The organism is Nocardia carnea (assembly GCF_029868855.1).
GTDB classification, from domain to species: domain Bacteria; phylum Actinomycetota; class Actinomycetes; order Mycobacteriales; family Mycobacteriaceae; genus Nocardia; species Nocardia carnea_A.
In genome coordinates this window covers 1-16,109 of sequence record NZ_JARWOV010000208.1, presented here as the reverse complement: position 1 = coordinate 16,109, position 16,109 = coordinate 1, and the positions used below count along the sequence as shown (strand labels likewise).

The following is a 16,109-nucleotide window of genomic DNA, read 5'->3' as shown; positions in this document are numbered from 1 at the left end:
CCGCCCGCCCCACCCGCGTGCCCGCCCCGCGCCGAAATCCCCCGGTTTTTTAGTTCGCCTCTCCCCCCCCCCCCGTTTTTTTCCCACCCCCCCCCGCCGGGCCCCACACGGGGGGGGGGGGGGACGGTCACCCTGGTCGAGGCAAGCACCTTCTGCCTGTCCGACCCACTCGGCGATATCCATTCCGGCACTTCGCAAGGACTGTTCTATCGCGATGCGCGGGTGATCTCGCGCTGGGAACTGCGCCTGGACGGCCAGCCCGCCGAACATCTCACGGTACTCACTCCGGAAGCGTTCAAAGGGCGGTTCATCCTGCGCAAGCCCCCGCGGGCCGGGGTCGCGGACAGCACTGTGCTGGTGGTCCGCCGCCGGCTGATCGGTAACGGGCTCAAAGAGGCCATCTCCGTGCACAATCTCGGTCACGAGGACACGGCGATGACCATAACCCTGTTCGTCGACTCCGACTTCGCGGATCTGTTCGCGGTGAAAGAGGGTCGTAACCACGGCGGCGGCGCCGAACACAACGCCGTCGACGGCGATCTGCATCTGACCGACCACAACGAACCCGGCCGCGGCCTGACCATCAGCGCCACCGGCGGGGCGGTCATGCTGCCCGGCACCATCACCTGGCAGGTGGTGGTGCCGGCGCGGGGCCGGTGGGATACCGAGATCCTGGCCCAGCCGGTCATCTCGCACCGCAGGGTGCAGATGGCTTTCGGTGACGACGAGGACAGCCCGATCAGCCGGCTCAAGGCGTGGCGGGCCACCGCCACCGATCTGACCGCGACCGATCCGGCATTGTCCGAAGTCCTGCAACGCACCGAGAGCGATCTGGGCGCCCTGCGGATCGACGGCAGTACCGACGGCGCCCCGGCCTATGTGGCCGCGGGCGCACCCTGGTTCATGGCGCTTTTCGGCCGGGACAGTCTGCTCACCTCCTGGATGGCGCTGCCCCTGGATTCGGCGCTGGCGGTCGGCACACTGCGGCGGCTGGCGGATCTGCAGGGTACGAAGGTCAATCCGATCACCGAGGAAGAGCCGGGGCGCATCATGCACGAGATGCGGCACGGCCCGGCCAGCGGCCAAGTGCTCGGCGGCACCGTGTACTACGGGTCGGTCGACGCGACACCGCTGTTCGTCATGCTGCTGGCCGAATGCTGGCGCTGGGGCGCCGGGGATGCGGTGGTGCGCGAACTGCTCCCGGCGGCCGACGCGGCGCTGGCCTGGATCGACGAATACGGTGACGCCGACGGCGACGGATTCGTCGAATACCGTCGCAAAACCGATCGCGGACTGAGCAATCAGGGCTGGAAGGACAGCTTCGACGCGATCAACGACGCGACCGGGCATCTGGCCGAACCGTCCATCGCGCTGTGCGAGGTCCAGGGTTACGTGTACGCGGCCCGGCGGGCCCGCGCCCAGCTCGCCGAATACTTCGGCGATACCGGCACCGCCGAACGCCTGCGCGAACAGGCCGAAAACCTCAAGGCACAGTTCGACGAGGCATTCTGGGTCGCCAAGAACGGCTGGTACGCGGTCGCCCTGGACGGGCAGAAGAACCAGGTCGACGCCCTGACCAGTAACGCCGCGCAATGTCTGTGGACGGGGATCGTCTCCGACGAACGCGCCGCCGAACTGATCGAGCGGCTCGCCGATGTGGCCATGGACAGCGGTTTCGGGTTGCGCACCCTGGCCTCCACGATGGGTGCCTTCAACCCGATGAGCTATCACAACGGTTCGGTATGGCCGCACGACACCGCCATCGCCGTGGCCGGATTGTTGCGGTATCGGCATATCCCGGGCGCGAGCGAACTGGCCGAACGGCTCACCACCGGACTGCTCGACGCGGCCGGCGATTTCGGCGGGCGGCTACCCGAATTGTTCTGTGGGTTCGCCCGCACCGATTTCCGCTCACCGGTCCCCTACCCCACCTCCTGTTCCCCACAGGCCTGGGCCAGCGCCGCCCCGCTGCTGCTGGTGCGGTCTTTTCTCGGCCTGTCTCCGTGCGCGCCGACCCGCACCCTGCGGGTGACCCCGCAACTTCCGCGGGAATGGGGCAAGGTCGGGCTCACCGATCTGCGACTGGGTCCGGCCACGGTGAGCATTCACGCCGAAGGCTCGACCATGCATGTCCACGGACTACCCGATGACTGGAAACTTGTCACCGAATAGCAATCGCCCGGTGTGTCTACATCGCAAACAGGTGCCGGGACGATATCCTGGCTGGTTTAGTTGATCATGGCCCCTTAGGATGGACTTCTGTCCACCAGTCCTCCGTAAAGGGGTGGAACCATGAATATTGTTGCCCGGCATCTGTTTCTGGCTCTCGCGATCGCACTGTCTCTGATCGTCGTTCCGGCGGGGGCGAACGCCATGACCGCGGACGAACCTCGCGCCACTGCCGTCACCTCGGTCGCTCCGGCGGACGGCGCAGTCGTCGGAATCGCCCATCCGGTTACCGTCCGGTTTTCGGATGCCGTCACCGACCGGGCCCGTGCGGAGAAGACGCTGTCGGTCACCACCGACAGGCCGCTGCCCGGTACCTATTCGTGGCGCGGCGACCGGGAACTGACCTGGACGCCCAGCGGATTCCTCCCGGCGAACACCACGTTCACCGTAAATTTCGGTGAACAGCGCACCCAGTTCCAGACCAACGGCGGTGTCGTCGCCGACGCGAACATGTCCACCCACACCTTCACCGTCTCCGTCGGCGGCCAGGTGGTACGGATCATGCCGGCGTCCATGGGTAAGCCCGGTTACGAAACCCCGACCGGCACCTATCCGGTTCTGGAGAAGTTCCGCAACCTCATCTTCGATTCCCGCACCATCGGGATCCCGCTGGATTCGCCGGAGGGGTACCTGATCGACGGCGAATGGGCCGTACGGCTCACCTGGGGCGGTGTCTTCGTCCATTCCGCACCGTGGTCGGTGGGTCAGCAGGGCAATTCCAATGTCAGCCACGGGTGTATCAATCTGGCGCCCGGTGACGCGGCCTGGTACTACGAGAACGTCGGTATCGGCGATCCGGTGAACATTCACTGGTGAGCCTTCACGGCCCCGCGCTGCGCCGCGCCCACGCATCCACTAGAACAATGGACAGCGAGCGCGCGCAGTGAATCGATGAAGGGGGCCCGCGTCATGGACCGACCACCGCCGGGTTCCGGCACCGGCGGGGAGAACCCGCCCACCGGCCCCGGCCGGGACGCCGGCGATCAACAGCCGGAATCACACGCCGCGTCCGGCCCGGTGTCCTCGGAGCCTCTCGGCATCATCGCACCCGGGTACACGCCCGCTGACCAGGCAGATCCCATGCCCACGGTGCCCATACCGCGGCTACCGGATATGGGCAGTCACCCGTATCAGCAGCCGCCTGCCGCGGCAGATCCGCAATACCCTGCCGGAACCGAGACGGCGCCTCTGCCGCCGGACCCGGCCGTTTACTCGGCGCTTCCTCCGGAGCCCGGCGCTCCCGGATATTTCTCGTCCGACGTGGCCGACCCGCCGCCGAACGCCCGGTACGAGGGCAACTGGGCGGACTGGATGATGTCTTCGGACGGCTACCCGCCGCGGCCCGGCAGCGAGACCGCCGAACCGTACTCCTCCGGTACCGGATCGGCTTCGTGGGGGGACTATCCATCGGTGGACGAGGTTCCCGCGGCGACAAGCCCGGAGGAGTCCGCGGAGGTTGCGCCGGGTTCGGATGCCGCCCCCGTGCCGGCCACCGCGCGTGAACGGCTCCGGGCGCGTCTGACACCCCAGGAGGTGCCCGCGCCGGTACCGGTCTCCGCCAGCACGACAAGCGCTCCCGGTCGGAAGCGTCTGCTCCCGATGCTGCTGGGTGTGGCGGGAGCCGTGGCGCTCGGCGCCGCCGCCTATGTGCAGTTCGCGGTGGTCGGCGCGGGTGAATCGGACCCGGGGCCGACAGCGGCGAATCCCCCCGCGTCCGCGGCCGGGGACGTCCCGCCGGCAGCGGACCCCAACTGCGCGGCCGAGCGCATCGGGAACACGGTGCAGGGGAACGGTCCCGGCGGTACCGGTTCCGGAACCGATGCCATCTTCGGCTTCCAGCACGCCTATTACGTAACCCGATCCGGTGAACAGGCGCGGGCCCTGGTCGCCCCGGACGCCGCGGTCCCGGGCGCCGCCGATATCCAGCACGGTATCGACACCATTCCGCCGGGGACCACGCACTGCATCCAGATCACTCCGGGCGCGTTCGTCGGCCAGTACACCGTGGTCGTGACCGAGTACCGACCCGGGTCCGCGCCGCTGGGGTACAATCCGCAACTGGTCACGACGATGCGAATCGGTGACCGAACCTTGATCACCGGTATCGGCCCCATGCCCTGACTGCCACAATTCGGTCCGGATCGCCTCAGGTGGTGGTCGGCCGCCCCGGTACCGGGCAGACTCGGAAGATGGACGCTATCGGTACGGCTCGGGTTCCCGACCATCCGACGGTGCAGGCCGCTCTCTCCCTTGCTCGCCGCGCCCCCTCGGTCCACAACACCCAACCCTGGCGGCTGGTCTTCGACGGCCACCGCCTGCAGTTGTACAGCGATACCTACCGGCGGTTGTCCTCGGCGGATCCGCAGGGCCGGCAGTTGATCATCAGCTGCGGTGCCCTGCTGGACCATATCCGTACCGCATTCGCGGCGGCGGGCTGGTCCACCCGGGTGACCCGGTTACCCGATACCGCCGCGGACCATCTCGCCGAGATCGAATTCGAGCCCGCGCAGGAGGTCTCCGATACCGTCCGGGCGCGTGCGGCGGCCATCGATCGCCGCTACACCGACCGCTTGCCGATGCTGCCACCGCGCGATTGGGAGCGAGTGGAGCCCGCGCTTCGGGCGGTGGGGGCGGAGTGCGAGGTCACCGTTACCGTGCTCGAGGCGTCGGCACGGCTCCGGCTGGCCGCCGCGTCCGCTCAGTCGGCGGCCCTACGGGCCTACGATCCGCAGTACCTGAACGAATTGCACTGGTGGGCCGGGAACGACTCCCCCGCCGACGGTGTCCCGATCTCCGCACTGGTCTCGGCCGCGGAACTCGCCCAGGTGGGAGTGGGCCGGGCCTTCCCCGCGGCGCCGCCGTCGCTACGGCGCGGCGAACTCACCGATGCATCGCAACTGCTCGTGCTCGGTTCCCCCGCGGATTCGCCCGCCCAGTGGCTGCGGGCAGGTGAAGCCCTGTCCGCGGTGTTGCTCGAATGCACGGCCGCCGGGCTGACCACCTGCCCGCTGACCCATATCACCGAGGTCCCGACGAGCCGCCGCGCCATCGCGAACCTGGTGCCCGGCCGGGTGGAACCACAGGTCGTCGTCCGAGTCGGCACGGCGCCCACCACTGCCGCGCAGCCCCCGACACCTCGACGCCCGGTCGGCGATTTCCTCGATCTGCACCGGGTCGGCTGACACCGCCGTCCGCCCTGTCCGTAGCGCGGAAGCTCCGGGTATCGATGCCGGGTCGGTCCCACACGTCCGACCGGATTCCGCGCCGAGCGCCGCCGATGTCCCGGCGCGGAAAAGCCGCCGATACCGGCGGCATCGGAATAGGGTGCATCCATGACTGCCGCGATCGATATCTCCGGTCTCGTGAAGACATTCGGCCGGACTCGCGCCCTGGACGGACTCGATTTGCAGGTCTCCTCCGGTGAAGTCCACGGCTTCCTCGGGCCCAACGGGGCCGGTAAATCCACCACCATCCGCGTGCTGCTCGGGCTGCTGCGCGCCGACGGCGGATCGGCGCGGCTGCTCGACGGCGACCCGTGGTCACAGGCCGCCGATCTGCATCGCCGCCTGGCCTACGTTCCGGGCGATGTGAACCTGTGGCCCGGCCTCACCGGCGGTGAGGTGATCGATCTGCTCGGGCGGCTACGCGGCGGCCTGGACGAGAACAGGCGCAAGGATCTGCTGGAACGTTTCGACCTGGACCCGACGAAGAAGGGCCGCACCTACTCCAAGGGAAACCGGCAGAAGGTCGCCCTGGTCGCGGCGCTCGCCTCCGATGTGGAACTACTGCTGCTCGATGAGCCCACGGCGGGCCTGGACCCCTTGATGGAGGCGGTTTTCCAGGAATGTGTGGAGGAGGTGCGCCGGGCCGGCCGGACCGTGCTGCTGTCCAGTCATATCCTGGCGCAGGTCGAGGCGCTGTGCGATCGGGTGACCATCATCCGGCACGGCCGGGCAGTGGAATCCGGAACGCTGACGCAGCTGCGCCACCTCACCCGCACTTCCGTCGATGCCGAAACCCAGCGTCCCGTCACCGGTCTCGACGCATTGTCCGGGGTACACGATCTGATCGCCGACGGCACCCGGGTCCGATTCCAGGTGGACACCGTCGACCTGGGCGCGGTGATGGAACATCTGACCTCCTTCGGGATCCGTACCCTGACGAGTCAACCCCCGACTCTCGAAGAACTGTTCCTCCGCCATTACGGCGACGAACTCGCGGCGGCGGGGGTGCCGGAATCGTGATCACGCGAGATTCGGCCCGGTATACGGGCACATTCACCGGCACCGGCGTCCTGACCCGGTTCGCGTTGCGCCGGGAACGCCTGCCGCTGGTGGCCTGGATCGTGGGCGGCACCCTGATCTATTGGTCGCAGGCGGTCGCGCTGGACGCTGCCTATCCCGAACAGGCCGAACTGGACGCGCTCGCCGAAAGTTTGGGCAGTAATGCCGCGATGATCGCGATGGCGGGACCACCGCGGGTGCTGAACACGGTAGAAGGTCAGGTCGCCTTCCAGTCCGCCGCATTCGGCATGCTGGTGGCCGGGCTGATGAGTATGTTCCTCATCGGCCGGCATACCCGGTCCAACGAGGAATCCGGCCGGGACGAACTCATTCGCTCGGGTGTGGTGGGCCGCTACGCCCCGGCCTGCGCGGCGGCGGTCGTGACGGTGGCCGCGAATATCGTGCTGGGCGCGGCGATAGCGCTCAGCCTGATCGGGTACGGACTCCCGGTCGCGGGATCGATCGCGCTGGGGGTCGGCGCCACCTGCGCCGGTCTGGTGTTCGGCGCGGTTGCCCTGCTGTCGGCTCAGCTCAGCGGGAGTACCCGCACCGCCTATGCGATCACGGGTGCCGTTCTGGGCATCTCCTATCTACTGCGTGCGGTCGGTGATGTGGGCAACGGCGTGCTGTCCTGGTTCTCGCCGCTGGGCTGGGGTCAGGCAATGCGGCCCTACGACAACGAGATCTGGTGGCCGGCGCTGCTGTCGGTGGCGGCCGCGATCGGAATCGGGGTGGTGGCGGCACAGGTGCTGGACCGGCGGGACTTCGGCGCCGGATTGCTACCGCCGCGGCCAGGGCCGGGACGGGCCCCCGAATCCCTGCACGGCACGTTCGGCCTGGCCTGGCGGCTCCAGCGCGGTGGTCTCATCGGGTGGGCGCTGGGTATGTTCTTCGGGGGCCTGGCCTTCGGCACGATCGGCGACGATGTCGACGATCTGCTGGGCGAGATCGACTTGAATCAGGTACTCGGCCAGAACATGGGCAGTATGGTCGACGCCTTCTATGCGATGGCGGTGGCGATACTGGCCATCATCGGTTCGGCATACACGATCTCCGCCGGTTTACGGCCGCGCGGTGAGGAGGCGGCCGGACATGCCGAGCCTCTGCTCTCCACCCAGCTCTCCCGATTGCGCTGGCTGGCCGGGCATGCGGTGATAATGCTGGCGGGATCGGCGATCGTGCTCGCACTCAGCGGGTTCGGGATGGGCCTCACCTACGGCATCCTGGCCGGCGATCTCTCGCAGGCGATCACATTGACCGGTGCCGCGCTGTCCTACCTCCCGGCAGTGTGGGTACTCGGCGGGATCACCCTGTTCCTGTTCGGTTTCGCACCCCAGGCCACGGCCGCGGCCTGGCTGGCGATGGCCTTCTGCGTGGTAGTGCTGATGTTCGGCGCGACCCTGAAGTTCCCCGGCTGGCTGATGAGCCTGTCGCCGTTCGACAACATCCCGCTGGTCCCGGCTCAATCGTTCGACCTCACCCCGGTCCTGATCACCCTGGTGGTGGCCCTGATCCTCTGCGCCGCCGGTGCGTTCGGCTTCCGCCGCCGCGATCTCGAAACCAACTGAGGCACAGCGTCCAGGGCCCGTTCGATGGGTCATCCTCCGTTCGAGAACACCGAATTGCGCGTATGCGAAGAGATCGAAGCCGGCGACCGTTCCGGGACCGAGGCGACGGCGATCTCTATCTCCCGCGGCTCCCGAAATTCACTCGTACCAGGATAAACAAGGCGTTCCGCCGCTCACTGCAGCTTGCCAGGGCGCGGACTCCGGAGGACGGGTCCCATGGAGACCGGTCCGGCGGATTCAGTGCTCGCCGGTGGGAATCGGCGGGCTCGCGGGGAAGGTGACCGGCAGCGAGACCAGCGCACGATGGAACGGACCCGGTCGCCAGCGCAGTTCCGCACGCGATACGGCGAGCCGCATTTCCGGGATCGCGTCCAGGAGTTGGTCGATGGCATCCCGCACGATCAGCAGCGCCACCGACTGGGCCGGGCAGCTGTGCGGACCGATGCTGAACGCCAGATGCGACCGATTGTGCGCGAGCCCGCCGGTATTGACCGCGGGGTCGTTGTTGCAAGCGCTCATACTGATCAGCACCGGCTGATGCGCCGGCAGCCAGATTCCGTCGATCAGCATGGGCTGCCGCGGATAGCTGATGCAGTAGTTCGCCATCGGCGGATCGTTGAACAGCACTTCGTCGAGGGCGTCGCGAGTGGACAGGCTGCCGTCGAGAACCGTGGCCGCGAAACGCTCGTCGGTGAGCATCAGCAGCAGGGTATTGGCGATGAGATTCTGCGGTGGTTCGGTACCGGCGCCGTACATCAGCGCCAGCTGCTGCCGGACCTCCTCGTCGCTGAGATGAACCGGATGCTGCACCAGGCGGCTGGTGATATCGTCGTCCGGCCGCAGGCGTTTGAGCCGGGCCAGCTCGAGCAGAGCGTCGGCCTGCGTCGCATTACCCTCCACCGCGTCCACGGTGTCGAACATGGCCGCCAGTCCCTGTGCGGCCCGATGCCCGAGTTCGGATGGGCAGCCGAGTATCGCGTTGAGGGTGGCGAAGATGAGCGGGGACGCGTACTGGCCGACCACATCGCAGTAGCCGTCCGCGCAGAACGAGTTGATCAGCGAGATCGCGATCTTCTCGATGGTCGCGTGTAGTTCGTGCATATCGACGCCACCGATCGCCGCGACCGCGGCCGATCGGTAGCGCGTCCGGTCGTGCCCCACGGTACGCAGCGGGTTCGGGCGGTATTCCATCATCGGCAGTACCGGGCAGTCCGCGCGCACACCCTGCTGCCAGACGCGGGGGTCGGCGGGGAAATGCTCGGGGTCGTGCAGGATCCGCACCGCGGTGTGATAGCCGATCACCAGGGTGGCCGGAACGCCCGGCGCCAATTCCACCGGGGCCAGCGATCCGAAACGTTCCCGCATCTGCCGGTAGGCCTTGTGCGGGTCGGCCGCGAAATCCTCGGTATACAGGGGAATCCGGGGGCCGGTGATGTCCACGGGAGATCCGTGGGTCAGCGGGACGCTGTCGTCGACCGCGTCGTACCGATCAGTTTTCGCTGTGGTCAAGACATCACACTCCGAGGTTCGTACGAATCGGTGAATAGTGCGGGTTCGCAGACCTATCCGCCGACTCATACATCCCGTTCAGCGACGTCCGCGACGAGCCATCAGCAATGAAGTTGTGCATCGTACGGTACCGGCCACAACGCCGCCGCACAGGCGATTCCGGATGCCCATCGGTATCAGGACAGGTACACAGGCAATTCCTGATGACCGTTGGAAACGAAACTCACCACCGGTTTCAACTCGCCCGGGTCCACTGCCAGCCGCATATCCGGGAAGCGGCGGAACAGTGCGGGCAACGCCAGTTCGCCTTCCATCCGGGCCAGCGGCGCACCGATACAGTGGTGGGCGCCGTGACCGAACGCGATATGGTCTTTGACAGTGCGAGCCGCGTCGAAGGTATCCGTGGTGGGACCGTGCACTTTCGGGTCACGGCTGGCGGCCGCGTACGACGCGAGGATGGCTTCACCCTTACCGATACGCAAACCTTCGATCTCGATATCCTCCACCGCGAAACGCAGCGGCAGATGCGCGACGGGGGCCTGGTAGCGCAGCGTCTCCTCCACCACATCCGGCCAGGTCACTTCGCCGGCCAGCGCGGCGGCGCGCTGCTGCGGATGGGTGAGCAGCGCGACAATGGCCTGATCCAGCAGGTTGACCGTTGTCTCGTGGCCCGCGTTGATGACCAGCATCAGCGTATCGATGATCTGATTCTCGGTGAGCTGCGAACCGTCTTCGTCCCGGTTCGTGATCATCACGCTGGTGATGTCGTCACCGGGATTCGCGCGCCGGTAGGCGACGAGTTCGGTGACCAGCCCGTACATCTCGGCGTAGTTGGCCTGCGCTTCCGCCTGCCCGATGGTCGTGTCGAAATACCGGTCGACACAGACCCGCAGCCCGGGTCCCAGGGTATCCGGGACCCCGAGCAGTTCGGTGATCACCTGGATCGGCACCGGATAGGCGTAGTTTTCCCGCAGATCGACGACCGCACCGGCCGGAACGGCGGCCAGCTCGTCGAGGAGGCCGGCCACCAATGCCTCCACCCGAGGCCGCAGGCCCACGGTCCGGCGATGGGTGAACGCGGGCGATACCAGTTTGCGCAACCGCCGATGGTCGGCACCGTAGGCGGTGAACATATTCTCCACCGCGATCCACGGCAGCAGCGGCCAATCCTCGGTGATCTCACCGTTGGCGAACGCCGTCCAATGCTGCCGCGGATCCTTGGAAACCCGCGGATCGGCCAGCAGGCTCTTCAGTACCGCGGCATCGGTAACCGCCCAGGCCGGCACCTGGCCGGGCAATTCCACCAGCGCCGCCGGCCCCTGGGCGCGCAACCGGGCGGATTCACCGGCAACATCGGTACCGGCCATATCCAGGACGATGGTTTCGCGTTCCATCGAACGTTCTCCTTAAACGGTATTCAGGGGCGGCGAGGGCGGGAAGACGACCGGCAGCGCCGCCAGAGCGCGGTGGAAGGGCCCCGGGCGCCAGCCGAGTTCCTCGGCAGGCACCGCCAACTCCATTTCGGGGAGCGCGTCGAGCAGTAGGTCGATCGCCCCCTGGACCACGACGAGCGCCGGGGACTGCGCCGGGCAGGTATGGGGTCCGATGCTCCAGGCCAGATGGGACCGGTTTCCGATATGGTCGCCGCCCCGGATGGCCGGATCGTTGTTACACGCGGACAGGCTGATCAGCACCGGCTGATGCGCCGGCAGCCAGGTGTTCTCCACGAGAATCGGCTGGCGCGGGTAGGTGGTGCAAAAATTTGCCATCGGCGGGTCGTTGAACAGCACCTCGTCCAGCGCGTCCCGGGTGGACAGGCTGCCGCCGAGCATACTTCCGCCGAACCGCTCGTCGGTCATCATCAGCAACAGGGTGTTGTTGATCAGGTTCTGCTGCGGTTCCACCCCGGCGCCGTAGAAGCTGATCAGATTCGACAGCAACTCTTCGTCGTCGAGTTTTGCCGGATGGTGGACCAGCCGCGAGGTGACATCGTTACCGGGATCGGAGCGTTTCTGGAAGACCAGCTCCATCAATGCCTCGCTGAGATGGTTCATCCCCCACTCGGCGTTGACCGTATCGAACAGCGCGGCCATTCCGGTGGCCACCCGCTCGCCCAGTTCCGGTGTACACCCGACCATCCGGTTCAGCACCTCGAAAACCAGCGGGAAAGCGTATTGCGTGACGAGATCGGCCTTACCGGATTCACAGAACGAGTTGATCAGCGGAACGGCGATCCGCTCCACCGTCTGGTTCAGCTCGTGCAGGTCGATTCCGTCGATCGCGTGCACATACGCCTGCCGATAGCGCAGATGCAGATCACCGCTGTTGCGCAGTGCGTTCGGATACCACTCCATCATCGGCCGGATCGGCGAATCGGGCGGGATGCTGCCCTGCCAGTTCCGCGGATCGGCCGGAAAACGGTCGGGATCGTTGAGAATCCGAACGGCCGCCTCGTACCCGATCACCAAGGTCGCCGGCACATCGGGCGCCAGATCGATGGGAACCAGCGAACCGTACCGGCTGCGCATCGCGGCATAGGCCCGATGCGGGTCCCCGGCGAATTCCTCGGTGTAGAGACTGAATCGTGGGCCAACGCCTCCGGTAGGCTCTCCGTGGACCACCGGACAGCCGGCGAACGGAGGTTGTTGCTGTGGAACCGGAGAGTACTGCGTGGTCAAAGACGAGACTCCAATCGATGGAACAGGTATTCGACGAGCGTGATCAGGCCCTGCAGGCAGGTACGCCGATCCCGGGCGTCGAGCGCGACGAGCGGAGTGTCGTCGGTCAGATCGAGAGCTTCCCGGATCTCCGACAGCGGATAGCGATTCGACCCCTCGAACTCGTTCACTCCGACCGCGTAGGGCACACCGCGCTCTTCGAGCGTGGCGAGCACCTCGTCGGCCTTCTCGATCCGCCGGGTGTCGACCAGCACCAGGGCACCCAGGGCACCCTTGGCCAGTTCCTCCCACAGCGGGATGAACCGCTGCTGCCCCGGCGTGCCGAAGAGGTACAGCGCCAGTTCGGGATTGAGTGTGATGCGCCCGAAGTCCATCGCGACCGTCGTAGTCGTTTTCGACCCCAGTCCGCCCAGATCGTCGATCCCGACGCTGGCCTCGGTGATGGTCTCCTCGGTGCGCAGCGGTTTGATCTCCGAAACACTGCTCACGAAGGTGGTTTTACCGACGCCGAAATTACCGGCGACCAGCAATTTCACCGACCGGGTCACCGTCTCCGCAACATAGTCGACCGCGCGGCCGTAATCCGCGGACCGATCAGGCCGGGAGAGCACGGAGCCCATTGAGTACCTCCTCGAGCAGGGCGATCTCCGGCATGATCTCCGCCGGGGTCGGGATATTCAGGTGTCCGCTGTCCAGCAGATCGGAGACGACGATCGTCACCACCGAGGGCGGCAGGTCGAGATACGCGGCGACTTCCGCGATCGACAAGGCACCGCGAGCGCATACATCGACCACTCGGCGCGCGTCCGGAGTGGCGCCCGGCGCCGGGTCGGATACGGCGACGACAAGCGTCACCAGACCCAGCTCTCGGGTCGGACGCGAGCGCCCGCCGGTCCGCACATAAGCGCGGACCAGGTCTGGGTCACGCCGCGACCGGCTCATTGCAGATCGCCGCCGTGTGCGCCTCTGCGGGGCTCACTACCGAGCTCGTGGCCTACCCGGCCGGCCAGCTCGTTCATGCGATGCGCGATGAGACCCACATCGATATCGGTCATGGTCGCCACGCCCAGCAGCGCACCCTCGCCGGCGGCGGTGATCATGATCATGCCCTGGTCGTACTCGGTCATGTTCTGCCGTACATCGTTTCCGGTGCTGCCGCAGAATTCCCCGAGCGCCTTGCCCAGCGAACGCAGGCCCGAGGCCGCCGCCGCGAACCGTTCGGCATCGTCTTTGGCGATACCCGCAGAATGCGCGATACGCAGCCCGTCCTCGGAGAGCAGAACGGCGAATCGGACGCCGGGAACCTCGAGATCGTCCAGTAACCAGCCCAGTTTATTGGTGCTGTCTGATACCACTGTCCTCGGTGAACCCATCAGGATGTCATCCCTTCGGTGTGTTCGGATGCGGCGGCTCGGCCGCTCTTGGAGCCGCTCTGCCAGGCGGCGGCGATATCGGGGCGAGCCTGCCCCGGTTCGGTCCTGGATTGCCCGGACAGACGATCGTTGATATCCCCGGGCACGGCCGCGGCACGGCGTCGCCGCCTGGGCAGGCCACCGCTGGTGATGTCGTGCACGGTTGTCCGCTGTTCGGTTCCGGTGTCCTCGGCCGATTCGGCCGCCGAGGCCCACTCGCCGCGCGTCGATGCCTCGGCCGCGGCGTGGGCGCCGGTCTCGGTGGCGGCATGCGCACCGCCCGGCGCCGACATCGTATTGCCGGCCAGAGCATTACCGTTACCGCTCGATACCGAGGAGGCCTGGCCGCCGGGCACCGCGGCGAGTTCCCGGGGAGCCGGGCCGCCGTTGGACAGAGCGTCGTTGTCGTTTTCGGCCTTTGGAGCAACCAGCAGTGCCTCCGGAATGTAGACCATGGCGCGCATACCGCCGTAGGCGTTGGGGCCGTCGATGTAGACGGTGAACCCGTAGCGGCGAGCGAGGGCGGCGATGCCGGGGAAACCGACCTTGGGGGCCGGGCCCAGCTGGTGGATATCGACCGTGCGTTCGTTGGCCAGAACCTGGCGCGACTCCTCCATCTGCTCGGCGTTCATCCGCACGCCGGCATCGTCGACGATCACGGTCACGCCGTGATGGCCTTCCTGGAAGGTGACGTCGACGAACGAGGTGGGCGGCGAATAGCGCAGAGCGTTGTCGATGAGCGAGGCCAGGGTGTGCACCAGCGGTTCCACCGCGCGGCTGATGACGACGCGGTCGAGCTGGGCGGGCCGCACGCGCAGGTAGTCGCGCACACGGCCGGTCGCGCCACCCACCACATCGGTGAGCGACTGGGCGGGCCACCGGCGGCCGGGCAGGCCGCCACAGACGATCACATAGGACTGCGCCTGGCGGATCATCTGCTGCACGGTGTGGTCGATACGGATGAGGGTCTCGTACACGCGGTCGTCGCGGTGTTCGCGCAGCGCGGCGCTCACGACCTGACTGACGTCGGCGCCGAGGCTCACCACCGAGGTACCGAACGAACGCACCGCCGCGCTGGTAGCTTCGCGCGCAAGGGATTCGGCGCGTTCGCGGCCGCTGTCGGCCTCGGCGCGTACGCTCTGCTCGGCCGCGGCGACGGCGGCGCGGGTTTGCTCCTCGGTTTCCCGGGTGACGGTTTCGCGGGTTTCGCTCTGGACGGTGCGTAGATCTTCGGAAACCCGATCGATGATCCAGCGCAGGCACTGCGCGAAGCGCGAGTTCTCGAGTCCCGGTGGCACTTCGGGACCGACGGCGGTCTGTTCGAACCGGCGTACGGATTCCGATAGCGCGGGCAGTGTGCTGGCGGCGAGATGTTCGAGGGCATCTTCGCGAACGGCCAACTCCCGCTCGAGTACGGAGAGGCGCTTCTGTTGTTCGCGCACGGCCCGAACGGCGTACCACGCCACGCCGAGCACCAGTAAGGTGGCGAGGATCCAGGGAAGCAGCACGGCGGTATTCAGATTCATCAGCTTTCTCGTCGTTGACGGGGCTCGAGGCGCGCCACGCGGTGCCGTGGTAAACCACGGCGCTTCGTCTCGCCTTCCTCGCGACGCCGACCATGTTCGCCCCTGGCCGGATGAGGTCCGCGCCGGGCACCAGCGGTCCGGTCGGTGACATATCCCTTAGTTACTTTCGGCTACTCGAAAGTAACTAAGGGACAAGTCATTCGGCCGTTCGCTGACCATCGGAGCACATCCTCGATGGCCCGGAACCCGACGACTCGCTCACAGTAGCAGCATTGTCGTGAACTCTCTCAATAACGGTCGACAATCGATTGTCACCGATCCGTGATAGTGCCGGGACCTCGTGGAATGCGGAAAGGCATTGCGCGGGTGAAGATCACGAACTCGATTCCCCGCACGACCGGCCCGCGGATCCACACGTGCCACGCCCCACATCGCGCGAGCGTCCCCTATCACCAGCGACGGAGCGGGAACCGGACCGAGCGGTCGGCGATTGGCAACACGCGCCGAAAATTGATAATAGGGCGTCTGCCGAATCCTCGCGCCATACGGCCGATACCGGAGCCGGACGCACGGAAAACAATAACGCCGCTCTACGCAATGCCCGCCCGTCCGCAGAACTCGGATGGTCGAAAATGTCCCCGGATCCGGTAGCACACCGGTATTAACGCAAGGAAATGCGACCGTTTCCGACCGATGCCGCAGCGGTCCGTACCAGTGGACGGCTTCCGGCTGCCCGTCCGGACCATTACGGGTATAGACCGAATTCGGGCCGCGCGCCCCGACGGCCCGTCCACCATCACCGGGGCGCTGCGCAGCCGCGATACCGGGCTGATGATCGATGCCCTACGTGCGCTCGGCACCCAGATAATCGGCGACGCGGATACCCTCGCCGTCACTCCCGCTC

The 16,109-nt window shown here is 66.9% G+C and carries 13 protein-coding genes and 1 pseudogene; 7 read left to right on the top strand and 7 right to left on the bottom strand.

Annotation, left to right across the window (positions count from 1 at the left end; genetic code table 11):
• Window positions 1-36 precede the first annotated feature (36 nt).
• From QH195_RS19880 to QH195_RS19855, 6 genes are all read left to right on the top strand, one after another.
• Window positions 37-2,172, top strand: a complete 2,136-nt coding sequence (locus QH195_RS19880) for an amylo-alpha-1,6-glucosidase (RefSeq protein ID WP_432278843.1) — start codon at window positions 37-39, stop codon at window positions 2,170-2,172.
• Between the two features lie 120 nt (window positions 2,173-2,292).
• On the top strand, window positions 2,293-3,045 hold the full coding sequence (locus QH195_RS19875) for a L,D-transpeptidase (RefSeq protein ID WP_280436520.1): 753 nt from the start codon (window positions 2,293-2,295) through the stop codon (window positions 3,043-3,045).
• A 93-nt stretch (window positions 3,046-3,138) separates the two neighbouring features.
• The gene (locus tag QH195_RS19870; protein ID WP_280436519.1) at window positions 3,139-4,350 is read left to right on the top strand and encodes a hypothetical protein; all 1,212 of its coding nucleotides are present in this window, start codon (window positions 3,139-3,141) and stop codon (window positions 4,348-4,350) included.
• A 68-nt stretch (window positions 4,351-4,418) separates the two neighbouring features.
• Window positions 4,419-5,411, top strand: a complete 993-nt coding sequence (locus QH195_RS19865; protein ID WP_280436518.1) for an Acg family FMN-binding oxidoreductase — start codon at window positions 4,419-4,421, stop codon at window positions 5,409-5,411.
• Window positions 5,412-5,561: 150 nt separating this feature from the next.
• Window positions 5,562-6,473 (top strand): ABC transporter ATP-binding protein, encoded by a 912-nt coding sequence (locus QH195_RS19860; protein WP_280436517.1) that lies wholly within the window; start codon window positions 5,562-5,564, stop codon window positions 6,471-6,473.
• On the top strand, window positions 6,470-8,080 hold the full coding sequence (locus tag QH195_RS19855; protein ID WP_280436516.1) for an ABC transporter permease: 1,611 nt from the start codon (window positions 6,470-6,472) through the stop codon (window positions 8,078-8,080). The genes QH195_RS19860 and QH195_RS19855 overlap by 4 nt, the downstream gene beginning before the upstream one ends.
• Before the next feature lie 237 nt (window positions 8,081-8,317).
• Here QH195_RS19855 and QH195_RS19850 read toward each other — a convergent pair whose 3' ends face one another.
• The 7 genes from QH195_RS19850 to QH195_RS19820 all read right to left on the bottom strand — a co-directional run bounded on the left by QH195_RS19850 (window position 8,318) and on the right by QH195_RS19820 (window position 15,205).
• The gene (locus tag QH195_RS19850; protein ID WP_280436515.1) at window positions 8,318-9,589 is read right to left on the bottom strand and encodes a cytochrome P450; all 1,272 of its coding nucleotides are present in this window, start codon (window positions 9,587-9,589) and stop codon (window positions 8,318-8,320) included.
• Between the two features lie 176 nt (window positions 9,590-9,765).
• Window positions 9,766-10,983 (bottom strand): cytochrome P450 family protein, encoded by a 1,218-nt coding sequence (locus QH195_RS19845; protein WP_280436514.1) that lies wholly within the window; start codon window positions 10,981-10,983, stop codon window positions 9,766-9,768.
• Between the two features lie 12 nt (window positions 10,984-10,995).
• Window positions 10,996-12,117, bottom strand: a complete 1,122-nt coding sequence (locus QH195_RS19840; RefSeq protein ID WP_432278406.1) for a cytochrome P450 — start codon at window positions 12,115-12,117, stop codon at window positions 10,996-10,998.
• A gap of 146 nt (window positions 12,118-12,263) precedes the next feature.
• Window positions 12,264-12,887: a GTP-binding protein gene (locus QH195_RS19835; protein ID WP_195054391.1), complete on the bottom strand. Its 624-nt coding sequence runs from the start codon at window positions 12,885-12,887 to the stop codon at window positions 12,264-12,266.
• Entirely contained in the window at window positions 12,862-13,209 is a 348-nt protein-coding gene (locus tag QH195_RS19830; protein ID WP_033241677.1) for a DUF742 domain-containing protein, read from the bottom strand. The genes QH195_RS19835 and QH195_RS19830 overlap by 26 nt, the downstream gene beginning before the upstream one ends.
• The gene (locus QH195_RS19825) at window positions 13,206-13,640 is read right to left on the bottom strand and encodes a roadblock/LC7 domain-containing protein (RefSeq protein WP_051157625.1); all 435 of its coding nucleotides are present in this window, start codon (window positions 13,638-13,640) and stop codon (window positions 13,206-13,208) included. The genes QH195_RS19830 and QH195_RS19825 overlap by 4 nt, the downstream gene beginning before the upstream one ends.
• Window positions 13,640-15,205, bottom strand: a complete 1,566-nt coding sequence (locus QH195_RS19820) for an ATP-binding protein (RefSeq protein ID WP_280421373.1) — start codon at window positions 15,203-15,205, stop codon at window positions 13,640-13,642. The genes QH195_RS19825 and QH195_RS19820 overlap by 1 nt, the downstream gene beginning before the upstream one ends.
• A gap of 693 nt (window positions 15,206-15,898) precedes the next feature.
• Between QH195_RS19820 and QH195_RS19815 the strand changes: the two are divergent.
• Window positions 15,899-16,109, top strand: a pseudogene (locus QH195_RS19815) (3-phosphoshikimate 1-carboxyvinyltransferase); the annotation flags it as partial.